Below are 15992 nucleotides of genomic sequence, written 5' to 3'. Positions count from 1 at the left end.
CAGGGTGCAACGGTGTCATTGCTCGAGGTATTACAGCCAGTCAGTGCAGCAAGCACGGCCAGGGCCACGCCGCCTTTGATAAAGTTATTATTCATTTCCATATCACCTTGATTGTTTTGTTATTTATCAACCCTGTCCAGCGGGGTCCAGCGGGTCGGGCGTCAATATAACAAACAACAGATGACCGTTTTTCATCGATGACTCACAAATTCTGCTAATTGTGATCTGCAACCCAACATCCTGCGTCATGCCGATTTATCACGTTTTTGTTAGCCCGTTATTCACTTGCCACCCTTTCGCAGCGAGGAGAGACCTTCCGGATGCGCCTTTATGGCATACTCCCCAGCCAACCATGCCAGAGGAGCTGATTTGATGGCCAAGTACGACAAGATATCCCCCGAAACCCAGCAGGAGGCGATGAAAATTGCCCGTGCCAACCAGAAGCCGGGGCAGACCAAGGAACAGACCCAGCTTATCGCGCAAGGGATCCAGAAAGGCATCGACGAATACAAGAAACAGGTGAAGGCACGGGCCCGCGAAGCGAGCCGCCAGAAAAAATTGCAGGCCAAAGCAAGGCAGCCACAGGGCGCGCCACAAACCGAAGAGCAAGACGAGCAGCTTGAGCTGGTTGAAGTGAGCCATCAGCATCCCCTGCTCTGGATCTTGCTGGTGCTGAGCTGGCTGGGTTTTGCCGCCGCCTGGTTCTGGTTGCGCTAAGACACGCTAGCAAACCTTTATCCGGGATCCTCTTCACAGCACGGGCCAGGGCCGCTGGTGATTAGCGGCGAAGAGTGGTTAAATTCCGCGCCTCTTACACCGGACAACCGGTTTTTTGACGATCAGTTTTCAGGAAAGATGTTATGAACCCCGCTCCGCTCTATCTGCTGGCCCCTTTTGTGCTGTTCCTTGTGACCATGCTGCTCTATCGCATTTCGCCGCTGCGGGCGGTCGCCGCCGGTGGGGTACGCTGGTTTATCCTTCCCGCCTTCACCCTGTTTATTTTGCTGATCATCATCAACGGTGCCGCCGATCCCGCCCTGCGCAATCCCGCCTTCCACTGGCTGATGCCAGGCCTTGGCTTTGCCCTGAGCCTGTTTCCGGGTCTGCCCAAAGCTCTTGTACCACGTCTGGCCATCAAGGAAGGTGCCTTTGCCGCCCTCGGTCTGATGCTGATGAGTCTGGCCATGGTCTACTGACCGGCTGGCCACTGGCGTTGCCATGACTCAAGGGGGCACTGTGACAGGCCCCCCTTGTACAAACAGTGGCCTGCAGGCATCTTGGTGACAGGATAACCAGCCAGGAGGCCAGATGGATAATTCCCCCGATTTCATGGCGCTGTGGGATTATCAGGATCCCGCCGCCACTGCCCTGCGCTTTCACGCCCTTCTTCCCGAAGCTCGCGCCGCCGACCTGCAACTCGAGCTGGAGTTGCTAACCCAAATAGCCCGCACCCATTCGCTACAGCGACAGTTTGCAGAAGCGCACCAACTGCTCGACGAGCTGGAGCCTCGCCTCACCGATAAAACCCCCAGAGCACGGATCCGGGCCCTGCTGGAGCGAGGTCGCGCCTTTAACTCGGCGGGCGACAAGGAGAGTGCCAAAACCCTGTTTGAGCAAGCCTGGCAGTGGGGACTCAAGGAGAAGGAGACCTATCTTGCCATCGATGCCGCCCACATGCTCGCCATCGCAGCACCGCTGGAAGAGCAGAGCCGCTGGCATCAGTTGGGGATGGAGCTGGCCGAGCACAGTGCGGATGAGCGGGTGCGTCGCTGGCTACCCGCCATTTACCATAATCTGGGATGGACCCTGTTCGAGCTGGGGCGATTTGACGAGGCAAAAGCGCTGCAACAGAAGTGTCTGAGCTGGCATGAAGCGCATCAGGAGCAGGGCAAAACTTTTGTCGCCCGCTGGAGTCTGGCCCGCCTGAGCCGGGCCCAGGGTCTGCATCAACAAGCGATGGCCGAACTGACCCAGCTTAAAGCCGATATGAGCGAAGCCGGCGCTGCGGAAGATGGCGATCTGTTCGAGGAGCTGGGGGAGAATGCGCTGGCGCTGGATGATCCGGCTGCGGCCGAATACTTTGCCCGCGCCTGGTTCCTGCTCTCGCGCGATAGCTGGAGCAAGAGCCATGAGGCTGAGAGGCTGGCCCGCCTCAAGCGACTCGCCAAACTCTGATATTCCCCCGAATAGCAAGGGCGGCAGGCTGGCCGCCCTTTACTTTGACAAGCAGATTCAGGCCAGATTGGCCTCTTCCCACCCCTGCTTCTTGCGATAGATGGTGGAGGGGCTTATCTCCAGCAGCGCCGCCGCCTTGGGAATATTGCCATCACAGCTGGCGATGGCCTGCTCGATCACCTCCTTTTCAACCAGCCAGAGCGGGCGGATCGGCCCGTTGGCCACTCCAGTGACGACCGGAGCCGATACCACCGTCGCCACTGTCCCAACTGGCTGCTGGGAACGCATCCCTTTGAGCGGTGGCGGCAGAATATCCGGGCTCACCAGCTCCTTGTCGTTGAGCACCACAATATTGCGTACCACGTTTTGCAACTCGCGTACGTTGCCGGGCCAGGGGTAGTCGAGCAACACTCGCGCCGCCTCGCCATCGAAATCCTTGAAGCGTTTGTTCTCCTCCTTGGCGTAGCTCTGCAGCAAGGTGCGCGCCAGCAGCAAGATATCCTCGCCCCGCTCCCGCAGGGGCGGCAGGGTGAGTGGAATGACGTGGAGCCGATAGTAGAGATCCTCACGAAAACGGCCCGCTTTCACCTCCACCAGCGGATCCCGGTTGGTGGCGCAAATAAAGCGCACATCCACCGTCTCGAGCTTGCCGCTACCGACCCGCTGCACAGTGCCAGTCTGGATGAAGCGCAGCAGCTTGCTCTGCAGATCCAGGTCCATCTCGCAGATCTCGTCAAGAAACAGGGTACCGCCATCGGCCAGACTGGCCGCCCCTTTGCGATCCCCTTGGGCGCCTGTAAAGGAGCCCTTCACATGACCGAAGATCTCGCTCTCCATTAAATCGTGGGGAATGGCGGCGCAGTTGAGGGCAATAAAGGGCTGTTCGCTGCGGGGACTGCACTGGTGAATCGCCTCGGCACACACCTCTTTGCCGGTGCCGCTCTCGCCAGTGATAAAGACGGTTGCCTTGCTGGGTGCCGCACTCTCGATGATGCGATAGACAGCCTGCATCGCCATGGAAGCACCGATAAAACCGAAAAATGAGCTGCGTTCGAAATTCTCCCGATAGTGGGCAACCAGCGAGCTCAACTGCTGGTGTTTCAAGGCATTGCGGGCCGTGGCGCAGAGCCGCTTGCTGTCAAATGGCTTGGTCAGAAAATCGAAGGCACCGAGGCGCATCGCCTCTACCGCCACATCCACCGAGCCGTGGGCGGTGATCACCACCACCGAGCAGGGCAGTTGCTGTTCGGTGATCATCTGCAGAATATTCATGCCGGACATATCTGGCAATTCCAGATCCAGCAGCACCACCGGAGGGGGGCTTGTCAATAACACCTCCAGCGCCTGCTGCCCGCAATCAGCCAGTACCACCTCATAACCATCCTGGCGCAGGTACTGCTCATAAACCACAGCCAGACTCCGGGTATCTTCCACCAACAGGACACGGGGTGCGTTCTCAGCCACAAGATTGATCCTTGTTAATTGATTTTGTTCTTTATTTTTAGCGCTACCACTGATATCCACATGCGCAACACTCTCAGTTTATCCCGCGAAACGAGCGGATGCGCAAGTAAAAACGGCTCCTTAAGGAGCCGTTTTTCATAACAAGAAGGGATTACTTCTTGGCGTTATCAGCAGCAGGCTTCTCGATAGCCAGCAGCTCGACATCAAACACCAGTACGGCGTTCGCCGGAATGGAGCCTGCACCGTGCTCGCCATAGGCCAGCTTGGACGGCAGGAAGAACTTGAACTTGGAGCCAACCGGCATCAGCTGCACACCTTCAGTCCAACCCGGGATAACCTGGTTGAGCGGGAAGGTAGCCGGCTCGCCGCGATCAACGGAGCTGTCAAACTTGGTGCCATCGGTCAGGGTACCTGTGTAGTGAACCTTGACGATATCGGTAGATTTCGGCTTGGCTCCATCCCCCATCTTCTCGACCACGTATTGCAGGCCGGATTCGGTGCTTTTCACCCCCTCTTTCTTGGCGTTGGCAGCCAAGTACTCTTCACCCTTCTTCATATTCTCAACGGAGTCTTTCTCGGCCTTGGCCTTGGTCAGCTCGTTGATCTTGGCATCGTAATCCTGCAGTACCTTCTGGATCTCTTCATCAGTCATCTTGGCTTCTTTGCCCAGACCGTCTGTCACCCCTTTCAGGATCACTGCGTTGTCCAGTTTGATGCCCAGTTCCTGCTGACGCTCCAGGGTGTTTGCGATGTAACGCCCCATGGAGAGGCCAATTGCGTAGCCGGATTGCTCTTCAAAGCTCTTGGCTTCGGCCTTGGTCGCCTCTGCCGGCTTGCTGGCTTCAGCCTTCACTTCGGCGTTATTGGCCGCAGCAGGCTTCTCGTCTTTTTGGCAAGCAGTCAGACCGACGGCAACGGCCGCCGCCAACAGGGACACCTTCAGAAATTTGTTCATCAGTTTCTCCAAACTCCAAATACCGCTCTCGGTTCCATCGTGAAATGAGAGGTTTATCGTGATAAGCGCCTTATACTAACGCCGTGATCGCAGGTAACAAAAGCGTGAGACCGCAAAAATGATAAAAAGTGCCATTTATCTGGTGAGCCTCTGTTTAATGCTCACCGGTTGCGAGCAGAGCTCCCAACCCAACCAGCAAATGCTCCTCGCCAGCACGGGTCTGCTGACCGCAGATCTCTCCAGTGATGGCAAGCAGGCCATCGTCTCCAGCATCAGCCAGGGCATCATCGTCTGGGATCTGGAACAGAACCGTCAACGCTGGCGCTGGAAGCAATCCGACTCTGCGGATGATCTGGTATTCATTACCCGTTTTTCCGAAGGCAACAGCCATGCCGTCACCGCCACCCCCGGCACCTTTGCTACCTGGCGGCTGAACGACGGGCAATCACAAGGCTACTACTCACTTCCTGAATCCAGGCTGAGGGACATCGCGCTCTCTGCCGACGGTCGTTATGTGCTGATCGGGCGGGAAGATGGCAAGGCCGAGTGGCTCGATACCCGAAGCGGCCGTCGCCTGCAGTTTCTGGGGCATACCGAACAGGTCAATACGGTGGATCTCTCCGCCAACGGTCGCTACGCCCTGACCGGCGGCAACGACTACAGCGCCTATCTGTGGGATACCCGTAGTGGACAGGTAATTTGGCGCTTCAACCATGGTGGCCGGGTGATCATGGCCAGACTGGAGCCGAGCGGCCGTTATGCCTTCACCGCCGACAGCAGCCGGGCCAGCATCTGGGATCTGAAAACCGGCAAAGAGGTGAGCCAGCTGCAATATGATCACCGCTTCGAGGTCTACACCAGCGCCCGCTTTGCCAACGATGGCAAGTGGCTCATCACCGGCGCCCCTTCTCGTCAGCTCTCCCTGTGGCAAGTGAGCGATGGTGCCCTGCTGCAGAGCTGGCGCGTCTCGCCGCAATCCAAGGTGAAACCGCCCAGTGCAGTGGTCTACGGCGTCGCTTTGCGCGACAATAGTCACCTTGTCAGTGCCAGCTCCAGTGGTCTGGCCGAAATCTGGACAATCAAGTAAGGACCCGAAGGCCCATGAGTCAGCCACTTAACGATCGCATCGAAACCCTGGAAACCCGTCTCGCCTATGCGGAATACACCATAGAGCAGCTCAACGACGAGGTGACCACCCAGGGCCGTGAACTCGATCGGCTCAAATACCAGATCCAGCTGCTGATCGACAAACTGCAAAGCGTACAGCCCAGCCAGATTGCCAGCATGGCCGAAGAGACCCCGCCGCCGCACTACTAACCGCCGACATTTATCAACCAAACACGCCATAAAGACGTTGCGCAGCGACAGTCCCCAACGGCCCCTCTGGCGAGCGCGATGCAACCGATGCCATGGGGACAAGATGCACTACTTCTGGATGACCAGGAAATAGTTATCAGCCCTATGAGTGCTACCGACATGTTCTCAGGCAGCAGAGCAGCCGGAGGGGACAGTAACTGATGCAACAACAGGTGAAAAAGAGCTGAAGTAACAGTCTTAATGGTCGATAAGAAGATTAATCCATCGAAAATCCGGGAGATAAGATGCAAATGTCCCTACCACCAGCGGCCATAGGCCGCGGTGACACAGCCTCGGTTAGCGGCAGTCAATCTAACGAACCTCAGGGCAAAATCGCGAAATTAGAAGCCAAGGCGGCAAAAATCAGGAAACAGATAACCGCCCTTGCCAGCAACAATGAAGAGGGGGGCACGGATCCCCAGGCAATCAAAGCGCGGAAAGAGCAGATCAAGATCCTGCAGCAACAACTGGCAATGCTCATGGCTGAAATTGCGCGCCTGCGAGCTGAAGCAGCCAAGCAAGATGACGCAGCCAGCCAGGAGCAGGAGCAGGCGCCCCCGTCGACACCAGCTCCCACCAGCAGCCTGCCTATGAACAGCACCTTTTCCATTACGGTTTGACTGACCGTGACCACGCCACCGCTCAGGGCTGTCGAAATCCCTTCGCCAAGCGGTCGTAGAGGATCACATTGACCGAGGCTGCCAGATTCATACAGCCCTTGGTCGGTACATAGACCACATCTTTCACCGCGCCATAGAGGGCGGGATCGAGCGTGCCATCCTCCGGTCCGAAGATATAGAAGGCGCGCTCCGGATGGACATAGTCGGGGAGCGGCGTGGCGCCGTCGATCAGATCGACCACCACGGGCACGCATCCCTGCGGGATAAACGCCATCAGATCATCCACCCCGAGCAGCGGGATCTTCTCCACCATCTGCTTGGTATCGGTGGCAAAGCGGCGCGCCAGCTCGAAGCGGTTGCCGGTGTAGTAGACCTCGTCCACCCCGTAGCAACCGGCCGCCCGCATCACGGAACCAACATTTTCCGGGGACTTGGGATTGACCAGCCCCACGCAGCAGAATGCACTCTTTTCCATCATCTCTCCTTAATCTTGCGGCGGCCATTATAAGCCGCAGTGGAGCCACCGACCCGTTAAAAGTACCCCACCCGGCACAACCGCCCGCCAACCCATTACAACTGTCGTTTTTTTGTGCGCAAGCCGACAAATTTTGTACAAGCCGATAGCCGACAAACGTTTTTCAGCAATAATGGACAAACGTTTGCAAATGGATGTTTGTCTATGACTGAGCGTGAACAAGAGATCCTCGCCCTGCTACGTCAGGAGCCCATGATTGCCCAGCAGGATCTGGCCGATCGCCTTGGCATCAGCCGCTCCGCGCTGGCCAGCCACATCTCAAGCCTGATCCGGCAGGGGTATGTGCAAGGCAGAGGCTATGTGTTGCGAGAAGGCCCCTACGTGGTGGTGATCGGCGGTGCCAATATGGATATTTGCGGCACCAGCCACGACAACCTGCTGCTCGGTGACTCCAATCCGGGCAAGGTGCGTACCTCGGCCGGTGGTGTTGGCCGCAATATCGCCGAGAATCTGGCACGGCTCGGCAGCGATACCCGGTTGCTGACCGCGGTCGGTAACGACCAGTATGGTCACCATCTATTGGAAGTGAGCCAGCGGGCCGGCGTCGATGTGCGCCAGACTCTGGTGCTCGATGGCCACACCACCTCCTGCTATCTCAGCCTGCATGATGGCAGCGGCGAAATGAGCTGCGCCATCAATGACATGGCCATCATAGAGCAGCTCACCCCCGCCCGCCTGACACCCCTTGCAGGCTTTCTCGGCGGTGCCCGGCTTTGGGTGCTCGACACCAATCTGGCCATTCACACCCTTGACTGGCTGTTCGAGCGGCAGGGGGATCACGCCATCTTTGTCGATACCGTTTCGGTGGCCAAGGTGGAGAAGATCCGCCCCTGGCTCAGCAAGATCCACACCCTCAAACCCAATCGCAGCGAGGCCGAACAGCTGTGCGGTATGACCATCGCCGGGCCCGAAACCTGGCCCATGGTGGCCGCCTGGTTCCACCGCGCCGGGGTCAAGCGGCTGTTCCTCAGTCTGGGTGAACAGGGGATCTTCTACAGCGATGGCGAGCAGCAGGGCCACCTGCCGGTGCTGGGCAGTCCGGTGCTCAACGTCACCGGCGGCGGGGATGCCTTTATGGCTGGCCTCGCCCACGCCTGGCTGCAACAGCTCGACATTGCCCAAACCACCCGTTTTGCCCTGGGCTGCGCCGCCCTCACCGTCAATTGTTCCGATACCGTTTTTGCCGGTCTGAGCAAGACCGCCGTTGACCGCATACTGGAGGAGTACTCATGCTGAACGCTTACCTCGATATCCAACCGGAAGTGGCTGCCGCACTGGCCGCCGGCAAACCGGTGGTCGCCCTCGAATCCACCATCATCTCCCACGGCATGCCCTATCCGCAGAACGTGGAGACGGCCCGTCAGGTGGAGCAGGTGGTGCGCGACAACGGTGCCATCCCGGCCACCATCGCCATTCTCGACGGCCGCCTCAAGGTGGGTCTGGATGCCGGTGCGCTGGAAGCACTGGGCCGGGCAGGCCACAGCGTGACCAAGTGCAGCCGCCGCGACATTCCGTTCGTACTGGCGCGCAAGGGAATGGGAGCCACCACGGTCGCCTCCACCATGATCATCGCCGCCATGGCGGGGATCCGGGTCTTTGCCACTGGCGGGATCGGCGGGGTACATCGCAGCGCGCAGGAGACCTTCGATATCTCCGCCGATCTACAGGAGCTGGCGCAAACGCCGGTTGCCGTAGTCTGCGCCGGCGCCAAGTCGATCCTCGATATCGGCCTGACCCTGGAGTATCTGGAGACCCAGGGCGTGCCGGTGATCGGCTATCAAACCGAGGAGCTACCCGCCTTCTACACCCGCGAGAGCGGCTTCAAGGTCGATTATCGCCTCGATACCCCGGCGGCCATCGCCGAGGCGCTGCGCCTCAAGTGGGAGCTGGGACTGGCGGGCGGTGCCGTGGTGGCCAACCCCATCCCGACCGCACACGCCATGCCTAAAACCGATATCGACGCAGCCATTGCCCAAGCGCTGCGTGAAGCCGATGAGCAGGGGATCAAGGGCAAGGCGTCTACCCCCTTCCTGCTGGCCCGCGTCTGCGAGCTGACTGGCGGCAACTCGCTCGCCGCCAACATCCAGCTGGTGCTGAGCAACGCGGCGCTCGGTGCCCGCATCGCAGCCAGCCTGTGATCGCACACCGATACCTCGCCATGTAAAAGAGGGCCTCGCGGCCCTCTTGTTGTTTTTGCTATCTGCAGCGCTATTGCAACGCTGTGTTATTGCAGTACCACGCGCCCATTGAGGGGCTGCACTGGTCGGTTGTTAGGGTGGTGCATCACCGCCTTGAAGGCGTCGATCTGGGCCTGACTGACCTCAACCGGCTGCTTCATCACTAGCCAGCGCACTCCTTCCGAGCAGGGAGGCGTAGTAAGGGAACCGCTGAAGCGATAGTAGTCACGATTCTCGGGCAGCAGTTGCTCAGCAGAGAGCGGCGCCTTGAGGGCCTGGGTCTCCCCCACCTTGGCAGGTAGTTCACCCCAGGCAGCCGCCAGCGCCGGATTGGCCTTGCCAGCCTCGAACATTACCGCCACCACGGCGATCTCACCCTTGTCACTGACGTGCACCAGATGCCCTTCCAGCGGATAGGATTTGCCCTCGATGAGGTTTTCACTCGGGGCGTGGAAGTGGAACTGCTTGAGTTCAAACCTGGTGCCATCGAGTTGCAGGGTGCTGCCCGAGGCATAACCGACCTGCACGGTATGACCGTTGTTGACCACTGTGTTACCACCCGCCTGATAGTGGAGTACCAGCGGGGCCAGTTTGGCCTCGACCAGCCCGCTCAGATCGACCGGCGACTGATTGCTGCCCGCACACTGACCAAACTCCAGGGTCAGCTTGGCCCAGTGGGCAGGCCCCGCCTCGCCGCTATATTCCCAATGGGGGGTCGCAGCAAACACGACAGGGCACAGCAACAGGGAGCAGGCCAACAGAGACTTTCTCATCATACATCCTTATCTTGATTGAAAAGCACGACCATCCCCTCCCCCGGATAGCGGGGCATGCTGAGATGGCATATCTGATACGCGGGATACAGAGCGGTAGAGCGACTTTCTAATGGTAATGAGCACGGGCTGGTCAATCGATTTGACAGCCACTCAATACAGAGTCGTTTGGCAAGTATATGGTGAGGGATCGGCAGAGACAGTGAAAGAGGGGGAAATTAATCAGCCGGCTATCCACTCATCGTCTGGCAGATACGGGTCAAGGTTCAGGGCGTGACTCTTTCATAACAACCATCGCGAGAGTCCTGGCTCCCGCGATGGTTGCCGATAACGGCAATTAACGGTCGCGATTCAAGGCGATCAGACGATCAAGAATCGCTTCACCATCAGCACGCAAGCCGTTGTGCTCATACTCGTTGGTGATCCAGGCTCGGCTGCTACCCAGACCCCGCAGCGACTCGCGGCTGTAATCAAACTCCACGTACATATCCTCGGCGTAGACGGCGCAGGCCACCGGCACCTTGTTGCGGGCCAGCTGTGCCGGATTATAGAGCCCCCCCCAGTCCGCCTTGTTGGCCAGCAGATGAGCCGCCTCTTTCAGGGGCAGCAACTCGCGGAACTGCTCGAACATCCAGGGGTAAACCATCTCGCCGGTGAAGGCGAAATCCTTGCCGGGTGCCCAGTTCAGCGCCTGAAATTCCCCTCTGACCCGATCCGCCGCCCAGCGAGTCGCCTCCCCCTCGGCATAGATAGCCTCGTGCAGGATGGCGAACAGCGGGTTGGTATTGAATGGCTGCATGCTCTGCACCTGATAGAGAAAGGCCGGGCTCAGCTTGTCGCCGATAAAGGCCTCTTCCAGCAGGTAATAAAGCTCCTCAAAGGCACCCGTAGCGCCGAGATCCAACCCTTGCTGCTGGAACTGCTCCACCGTCAGGCGCTGGCCGTTGGGCAGCCGCACATCGTGCTGGTGCAGATGGTTGGCCAGCCGATTGGCAATCCCCTGAGCGTGGGGGAAGCGGGCGAAGAAGGCGCGGTTCTTGTCGGCCACCCGCTGATAGGTAGCGCGGTAGACCTCCTCTGCGCTTCGACCAATCGGCGCGATACCGCCGGTAATATAGACCTCCCGCAGGCTGTCGGGGAAGAGCGAGAGATAGGTCAGGCAGCAGAAGCCGCCAAAGCTTTGCCCCAGCAGGCTCCAGCGATGCTTGGGGCTAAGCTCCAACCGAATAAACTCGGCATCTTGTACTACGCTGTCGGCGCGAAAATGGCCGAGATACTCCGCCTGCTCGGCCGGGGTCAGTTTGGCAAGGAGATGCCCGTGAATGGGGCTCGACATGCCGGTGCCACGCTGATCCAGCAGCAGCACTCGGAACTCCTGCAACGCCCGCTTGAGCCAGCCACTGTTGGCTGTCGGGCGCGGCGCCCCGAAACCGGGACCGCCCTGCAAAAAGAGCAGCCAGGGGAGCTTGTCATCGAGTTTGTCTTTACGGCAGAGGGTACGGGCAAACAGGGTAATGCTGTCACCATCCGGCTCATCATGATCGAGGGGAACGGTAAAAAAGTGCGGCTCGCAATGAATGCCGTCCAGTACATAGCTCAAGGGGCTGTTCATCTGGGGTCTCTCCGTCAGGATGGGAACATCATTGACCCCCATCATATCCCCGCCCAGCCTTGGGGTCACTCCGGTTTTCCAAAATGTTAACAATAGCTTAAAGATCGAAACATCACCCGACAAGCCGCTCTTCAACGGTGCTGAATTAATTGTTTTGTGGGGGAGATTGACGCCATGGCGCCATTCAACAAAGATGGCTTGCCTGCACAGGAGTGCAGCCATTCAGGCCGACAAAATGGATAAGGGAATGTGATGAAACCGAAGTGGATCAGGGCCAGAAAAAGAGAGAAGAAGCCATGCCCTGGCAGCATGTTGCAGACCGGCATGCTGCTGTTCAGTGCCACCTGTGGCGCAACGCTCTTCTTGGCAGCATGCAACAGCAACTAGAAATGAAAAAGCCCGTTCGATTGAGCGGGCTTTTCGAATTTGGCTCCTCCTACTGGACTTGAACCAGTGACATACGGATTAACAGTCCGCCGTTCTACCGACTGAACTAAGGAGGAATTGTGGTGCCCAGAGACGGAATCGAACCGCCGACACGGGGATTTTCAATCCCCTGCTCTACCGACTGAGCTATCTGGGCAACGGCGCGCATTAAACCCTTTCCGGCGCACGGTGTCAACCACGCTGGCACGATAAAAAGTTTGTTCGCTCAACAACTGAACGCAACGGGTGGTTATTGGCCATTTCGGGGCAAAAAACGGGCTCGCCACCCCACTCTCCTGTGCTATTCATCACCAAACAGCGGGAAATCAGCGCTTCTGCAGGTTTGCCGCATTGAGCCGGATGCGCTGTGCGAGTATGCTTTGCCGCAATGATACCGCCTGGAGGCAACATGAGTCTGAATATGCAAGAGTGGCGTGAAGAGACCACAGAGATCGTCAATGAGCTGCTGACCGACGGCAGTAACCCTGACGCGGATTACGACATTGAACACCACTTCGCCTGCCAGGATTTCGACCGTCTGGAAAAAGCAGCGGTTGACCTGTTCAAGGCCGGTTTTGAAGTGACCGATGCCGAAGAGATGGAGCTGGATGACGGCGCCACCATCTTCTGCTTCGATGCCACCATCGAGTGCAAGCTGAATGTCGAAGCTATCGTGGCCGATATCGCCAAGATGCTGCCCATCCTCGAAAAATACGGGGTGGACTACGATGGCTGGGGCACCTACTTCCAGGATTGATCCTGCCCCCATCGCCAAACAACAAGGCCACCGCGAGGTGGCCTTGTTGTTTCTGGCACAAAGTCAGCCCAGATAGCTGGCGGCGAACTCCAGCGGCGGCAACGGCCGGCTGAAGAGATAACCCTGCAGACGATCGCAACCGGCATCGGTCAGCCAACGCTGCTGCTCCTGGGTTTCCACCCCTTCCGCAGTAATGCTGATCCCCAGTTCATGACCCAACCCGATGACCGAACGCACGATAGCGGTGGTCGCGCTATTGCTGGCAAGCCCCTGAGTAAAACTGCGATCCAGCTTGAGGGTCGCGACCTTGAGTCGCGGCAGATAGGCCAGCGAGCAGTAGCCGGTGCCGAAGTCATCGATGGCCAGCTGGAAGCCGGCGGCGATCAGATTGTCGAGGTTGGTCTCTATCTGGTCGGCATTCTCCATCAGGACCCCTTCTGTGATCTCCAGCTCCAGCTGACTGGCCTTGAGTCCGTGGCGAGCGATGCAACCCTGTATCAACGTGCAGAGCGCCGGATCACGAAATTGCAGCGGCGAGAGATTGATGGAAAGCACCATATCCGGCTGCACTGTTTGCCACTGCGCCAACTGGGTACACCCCTGCTCCAGCATCAGCAGACCAAGTTGACCAATGACCCCCATCTCTTCGGCCAGTGGAATAAATTCTTCCGGCGAGATCATGCCAAGTTCGGGATGGGGCCAGCGGCAAAGTAATTCCGCGCTACAAAGCTGATGGGTTGTGCTGCTGATGATAGGTTGATAGACGGCAACCAGCTGGGCTGATTTGATGGCGAGCGGTAACTGGGCGGCGATCAGTTGACGCCGCTTGAGCCGGGCGTGCAGCTCCGGATCAAACAAAGTGCAGTACTGCTGCTGCCGTTTGCCCTGCGCCAGCGCAGCCTCGGCATGGTTGAGCAACCGTTCGGCATCGCTTGCCCGCCCCTGGGCCAGCCCCAGAAACACCGGGATCTGGATGCGATGATCTTCCACCTGATAGTACTCCATCAACTGCTGCTGCAGATGCTGGTTCCACTCCTGCAACGGCTCGTTGAAATCGGACAATAACAGACAAAAGTCATCGGCAGCGACTCGACAGAGCAGGGAACGTGGCGGCACCAGCTGCTGCAGTCGCTTGGCCACCTGACTGAGCAGTCGATCGGCAATCCGGATCCCGAAGCGATCGTTGATTTCACGAAAATGGTGCAGATCAACCAGCACCAGCGTGGCATTGCGGCCACCGAGATGGCGACAGGTCTGCAAGAACCGGGACAGCTTGAGCAAGCCGGTCAGACTGTCGTAGTGCTGCTCCTGCTGCAGCTGCGCCTGAGTGGTGCGCAGCCCCGTGATATCGCGCCCCAGCGTCAACACGCCGAGGGAGTGGCCGTCACCACCGGGGACATCAACCCGGGAGATCTCCATATGGAGTCCACGCCCGCTGGCATCCAGCAGACAACATTCGCCATGATCCATCCCCTGGGATGCCACCAACTGATGCGGGATCTGCTGACCCAGCACCTCATCCGCTTCCTGACCGATAAAGTCGAGAAATGCCTGGTTGCACTCCAGCAACACCCCGTTGTGGTCATCGAAACGGATCAGGTCAGGGATGGCATCGAGCAGAAAACGCTGCAACAACTGCTGTTTTTTGAATGTCTCTTCCAGGTGCTTGCGCTGGGCAATCTCGTTGACCATCCCGAATACAGCCCATGGCTCCCCCTGATCCGTGTAAAGCGGGATCTTGTGTACTTCCATCCAGCAGGTATCCTCGCCCCGGTTGCAATGGAGCTGCTGATGAAGCAAAGGGACGCCCCCCGCCAGCAACTGCTGATCCTCAGCCCGAAAGATATCGCCCCAGGGCAAGTCTGCATCCATCTTGCCAACCACGTCAGCGGGAGAACCCCGTTTTGCCTCATTGGCAAACACTTGATTGGCAAACAGATAGCGCCCATGACGATCCCGACAGAAGATACTCATAGGCAACTGGTCGATGATCTGCTGCAGCAGATCCGGGGTGAGCATATTGGTCACAGGGGCGCTTATGGAGGAATTTCGAGCAAATCTATGATAGCAAACCCATTTTGTAAAGCACCCCGATGACCTCCCCCTGACCGCAAACGCAGGATGGCTGCTGACAGAAATTGCCACTCCGGCGATAATAGGTGCCGGTTGGCCAATGGCCTGGTGATATGGATGAGAGAGAGAAGATGAAAAAGATAATGGGGAGCGCATTGGCGCTACTGCTGGTTGGTTGTGCTGGTGACAATAATGGTGGCGAGGAGTATCGCTACAACCCGCCGATTGCCAAGGCAACCAACAATACCCAGGAGATGGCGATCCCGGTGGATCTGGTGTGGGCCCGCGCCGAGAAATGGTTCACCGATCACGGCCTCAACATTGAAAACAGCCAACGAGGTTCCGGCCTGATGACTGCCAACGTCGAGCACTCTGCCGACGGTCTGGAGTGGCTGGATTGCGGCACAATGGGAGCCAAAGTGGCACTGGGCAACCCCAACCTGCAGATCAACCTGATCATCACCCAGAGCGGCAACAGCAGCGTGGCCACCGTCAACGTCAAGGGCAACACCGAGCTGTTCTTCGTTGAATCCTCAGGCGAACGGGTACCTGCGCCCTCCATCAAGCCGAGCTGTGTCTCCCGCGGCACTCTGGAACAGAGCCTGTTCGCCACCCTCGGCAACTGATTCAGCGTGCCTGTATACCTAATTCTCTGAAATTAGGTTTATACATTTTCGGCTAACGTGCGCCACCCAGCCCCCCCCGATGCACCGCATCGGGGGGGGTCTCTTTTCTTGCAGGACTGCACATGTATGCCTGATGGCAACAGCCACACCAAATAAAAACGGCGGGATAAACCCGCCGTTTTTATTCCTTCACTATGACTTGTCAAGATCCAGCAAGTTATGTTGCAGCATATAATCCAGAACCTGGTTTGCCGTATTGCCCGTAGAACCGGTAATACTGGCAAAAGACTGGTTCATCAAGAGAATATCCTGAGTTCCATTATTCAGGTTGATATGCACCCCCTGAGTATCTTCAAAGACATTCAACATTCCTTTCAGTGTATTGAGGTCATTGGTTCCGCTGCGGTCCAACAGGTCGCTTAAATCCAGTTTATCCCCCTCCC

Annotated in this window: 17 protein-coding genes and 2 tRNA genes; 10 read left to right on the top strand and 9 right to left on the bottom strand. The window is 58.0% G+C overall.

All coding sequences use genetic code 11. From position 1 onward, the window contains the following. Nucleotides 1-372 precede the first annotated feature (372 nt). The 3 genes from ACRAUW_RS12270 to ACRAUW_RS12260 all read left to right on the top strand — a co-directional run bounded on the left by ACRAUW_RS12270 (nucleotide 373) and on the right by ACRAUW_RS12260 (nucleotide 2175). Nucleotides 373-717 carry a DUF2956 domain-containing protein gene (locus ACRAUW_RS12270; RefSeq protein ID WP_431362505.1) on the top strand — a complete coding sequence of 115 codons (345 nt, stop codon included), beginning with the start codon at nucleotides 373-375 and terminating at the stop codon, nucleotides 715-717. Between the two features lie 143 nt (nucleotides 718-860). Beyond that, a complete protein-coding gene (locus ACRAUW_RS12265; protein WP_431362501.1) occupies nucleotides 861-1196 on the top strand; it encodes a hypothetical protein in 336 nt (111 codons plus the stop codon). 112 nt (nucleotides 1197-1308) lie between these two features. Next, nucleotides 1309-2175 (top strand): tetratricopeptide repeat protein, encoded by an 867-nt coding sequence (locus ACRAUW_RS12260; protein WP_431362500.1) that lies wholly within the window; start codon nucleotides 1309-1311, stop codon nucleotides 2173-2175. 57 nt (nucleotides 2176-2232) lie between these two features. Here the strand turns inward: ACRAUW_RS12260 and ACRAUW_RS12255 are convergent, their stop codons facing one another. Continuing rightward, nucleotides 2233-3639, bottom strand: a complete 1407-nt coding sequence (locus ACRAUW_RS12255; protein WP_431362499.1) for a sigma-54-dependent transcriptional regulator — start codon at nucleotides 3637-3639, stop codon at nucleotides 2233-2235. Nucleotides 3640-3790: 151 nt separating this feature from the next. Beyond that, the gene (fkpA, locus tag ACRAUW_RS12250) at nucleotides 3791-4594 is read right to left on the bottom strand and encodes an FKBP-type peptidyl-prolyl cis-trans isomerase (RefSeq protein WP_431362498.1); all 804 of its coding nucleotides are present in this window, start codon (nucleotides 4592-4594) and stop codon (nucleotides 3791-3793) included. A gap of 118 nt (nucleotides 4595-4712) precedes the next feature. On the opposite strand from fkpA, the gene ACRAUW_RS12245 reads away from it, so the two are divergent. The 3 genes from ACRAUW_RS12245 (at nucleotide 4713) to ACRAUW_RS12235 (ending at nucleotide 6570) form a co-directional block, all read left to right on the top strand. Beyond that, complete coding sequence (locus tag ACRAUW_RS12245; protein ID WP_431362497.1) at nucleotides 4713-5681, top strand: hypothetical protein; 969 nt, start codon at nucleotides 4713-4715, stop codon at nucleotides 5679-5681. Between the two features lie 14 nt (nucleotides 5682-5695). After that, a complete protein-coding gene (locus ACRAUW_RS12240) occupies nucleotides 5696-5911 on the top strand; it encodes a SlyX family protein (RefSeq protein WP_255912903.1) in 216 nt (71 codons plus the stop codon). 284 nt (nucleotides 5912-6195) lie between these two features. After that, nucleotides 6196-6570 (top strand): FlxA-like family protein, encoded by a 375-nt coding sequence (locus ACRAUW_RS12235; protein ID WP_431362496.1) that lies wholly within the window; start codon nucleotides 6196-6198, stop codon nucleotides 6568-6570. A 22-nt stretch (nucleotides 6571-6592) separates the two neighbouring features. On the opposite strand, the gene ACRAUW_RS12230 is transcribed toward ACRAUW_RS12235, so the two are convergent. Next, entirely contained in the window at nucleotides 6593-7045 is a 453-nt protein-coding gene (locus ACRAUW_RS12230; RefSeq protein ID WP_431362495.1) for an RNA methyltransferase, read from the bottom strand. Between the two features lie 204 nt (nucleotides 7046-7249). Here ACRAUW_RS12230 and ACRAUW_RS12225 point away from each other — a divergent pair, with 204 nt between their 5' ends. Together ACRAUW_RS12225 and ACRAUW_RS12220 are read left to right on the top strand one after the other, a co-directional pair. Then, entirely contained in the window at nucleotides 7250-8341 is a 1092-nt protein-coding gene (locus ACRAUW_RS12225; protein ID WP_431362494.1) for a PfkB family carbohydrate kinase, read from the top strand. Further along, nucleotides 8335-9243, top strand: coding sequence for a pseudouridine-5'-phosphate glycosidase (locus ACRAUW_RS12220; RefSeq protein WP_431362493.1), 909 nt, complete (start codon nucleotides 8335-8337; stop codon nucleotides 9241-9243). Before ACRAUW_RS12225 ends, ACRAUW_RS12220 begins: the two co-directional genes overlap by 7 nt. A gap of 86 nt (nucleotides 9244-9329) precedes the next feature. Here the strand turns inward: ACRAUW_RS12220 and ACRAUW_RS12215 are convergent, their stop codons facing one another. The 4 genes from ACRAUW_RS12215 to ACRAUW_RS12200 all read right to left on the bottom strand — a co-directional run bounded on the left by ACRAUW_RS12215 (nucleotide 9330) and on the right by ACRAUW_RS12200 (nucleotide 12250). Next, nucleotides 9330-10055, bottom strand: a complete 726-nt coding sequence (locus ACRAUW_RS12215) for a carbonic anhydrase (protein WP_431362504.1) — start codon at nucleotides 10053-10055, stop codon at nucleotides 9330-9332. 337 nt (nucleotides 10056-10392) lie between these two features. Further along, nucleotides 10393-11667: an alpha/beta fold hydrolase gene (locus ACRAUW_RS12210; protein WP_431362492.1), complete on the bottom strand. Its 1275-nt coding sequence runs from the start codon at nucleotides 11665-11667 to the stop codon at nucleotides 10393-10395. A 427-nt stretch (nucleotides 11668-12094) separates the two neighbouring features. Continuing rightward, nucleotides 12095-12170, bottom strand: a tRNA-Asn gene (locus tag ACRAUW_RS12205). Nucleotides 12171-12174: 4 nt separating this feature from the next. Next, a tRNA-Phe gene (locus ACRAUW_RS12200) sits at nucleotides 12175-12250 on the bottom strand. Between the two features lie 264 nt (nucleotides 12251-12514). On the opposite strand from ACRAUW_RS12200, the gene rraB reads away from it, so the two are divergent. Next, on the top strand, nucleotides 12515-12850 hold the full coding sequence (rraB, locus tag ACRAUW_RS12195) for a ribonuclease E inhibitor RraB (protein ID WP_431362503.1): 336 nt from the start codon (nucleotides 12515-12517) through the stop codon (nucleotides 12848-12850). A 63-nt stretch (nucleotides 12851-12913) separates the two neighbouring features. On the opposite strand, the gene ACRAUW_RS12190 is transcribed toward rraB, so the two are convergent. Continuing rightward, complete coding sequence (locus tag ACRAUW_RS12190; RefSeq protein ID WP_431362502.1) at nucleotides 12914-14869, bottom strand: sensor domain-containing protein; 1956 nt, start codon at nucleotides 14867-14869, stop codon at nucleotides 12914-12916. 185 nt (nucleotides 14870-15054) lie between these two features. Between ACRAUW_RS12190 and ACRAUW_RS12185 the strand changes: the two genes are divergently transcribed. Next, nucleotides 15055-15549 (top strand): hypothetical protein, encoded by a 495-nt coding sequence (locus ACRAUW_RS12185; protein ID WP_431362491.1) that lies wholly within the window; start codon nucleotides 15055-15057, stop codon nucleotides 15547-15549. A 192-nt stretch (nucleotides 15550-15741) separates the two neighbouring features. Here the strand turns inward: ACRAUW_RS12185 and ACRAUW_RS12180 are convergent. Then, nucleotides 15742-15992 (bottom strand): type I secretion C-terminal target domain-containing protein (locus ACRAUW_RS12180; RefSeq protein WP_431362490.1); only part of this gene is annotated, 251 nt, incomplete at its 5' end.

The sequence above is a fragment of the Aeromonas sp. genome (assembly GCF_050633025.1).
Lineage (GTDB): Bacteria > Pseudomonadota > Gammaproteobacteria > Enterobacterales > Aeromonadaceae > Aeromonas.
This window is presented reverse-complemented; position numbering and strand designations above follow the sequence as displayed.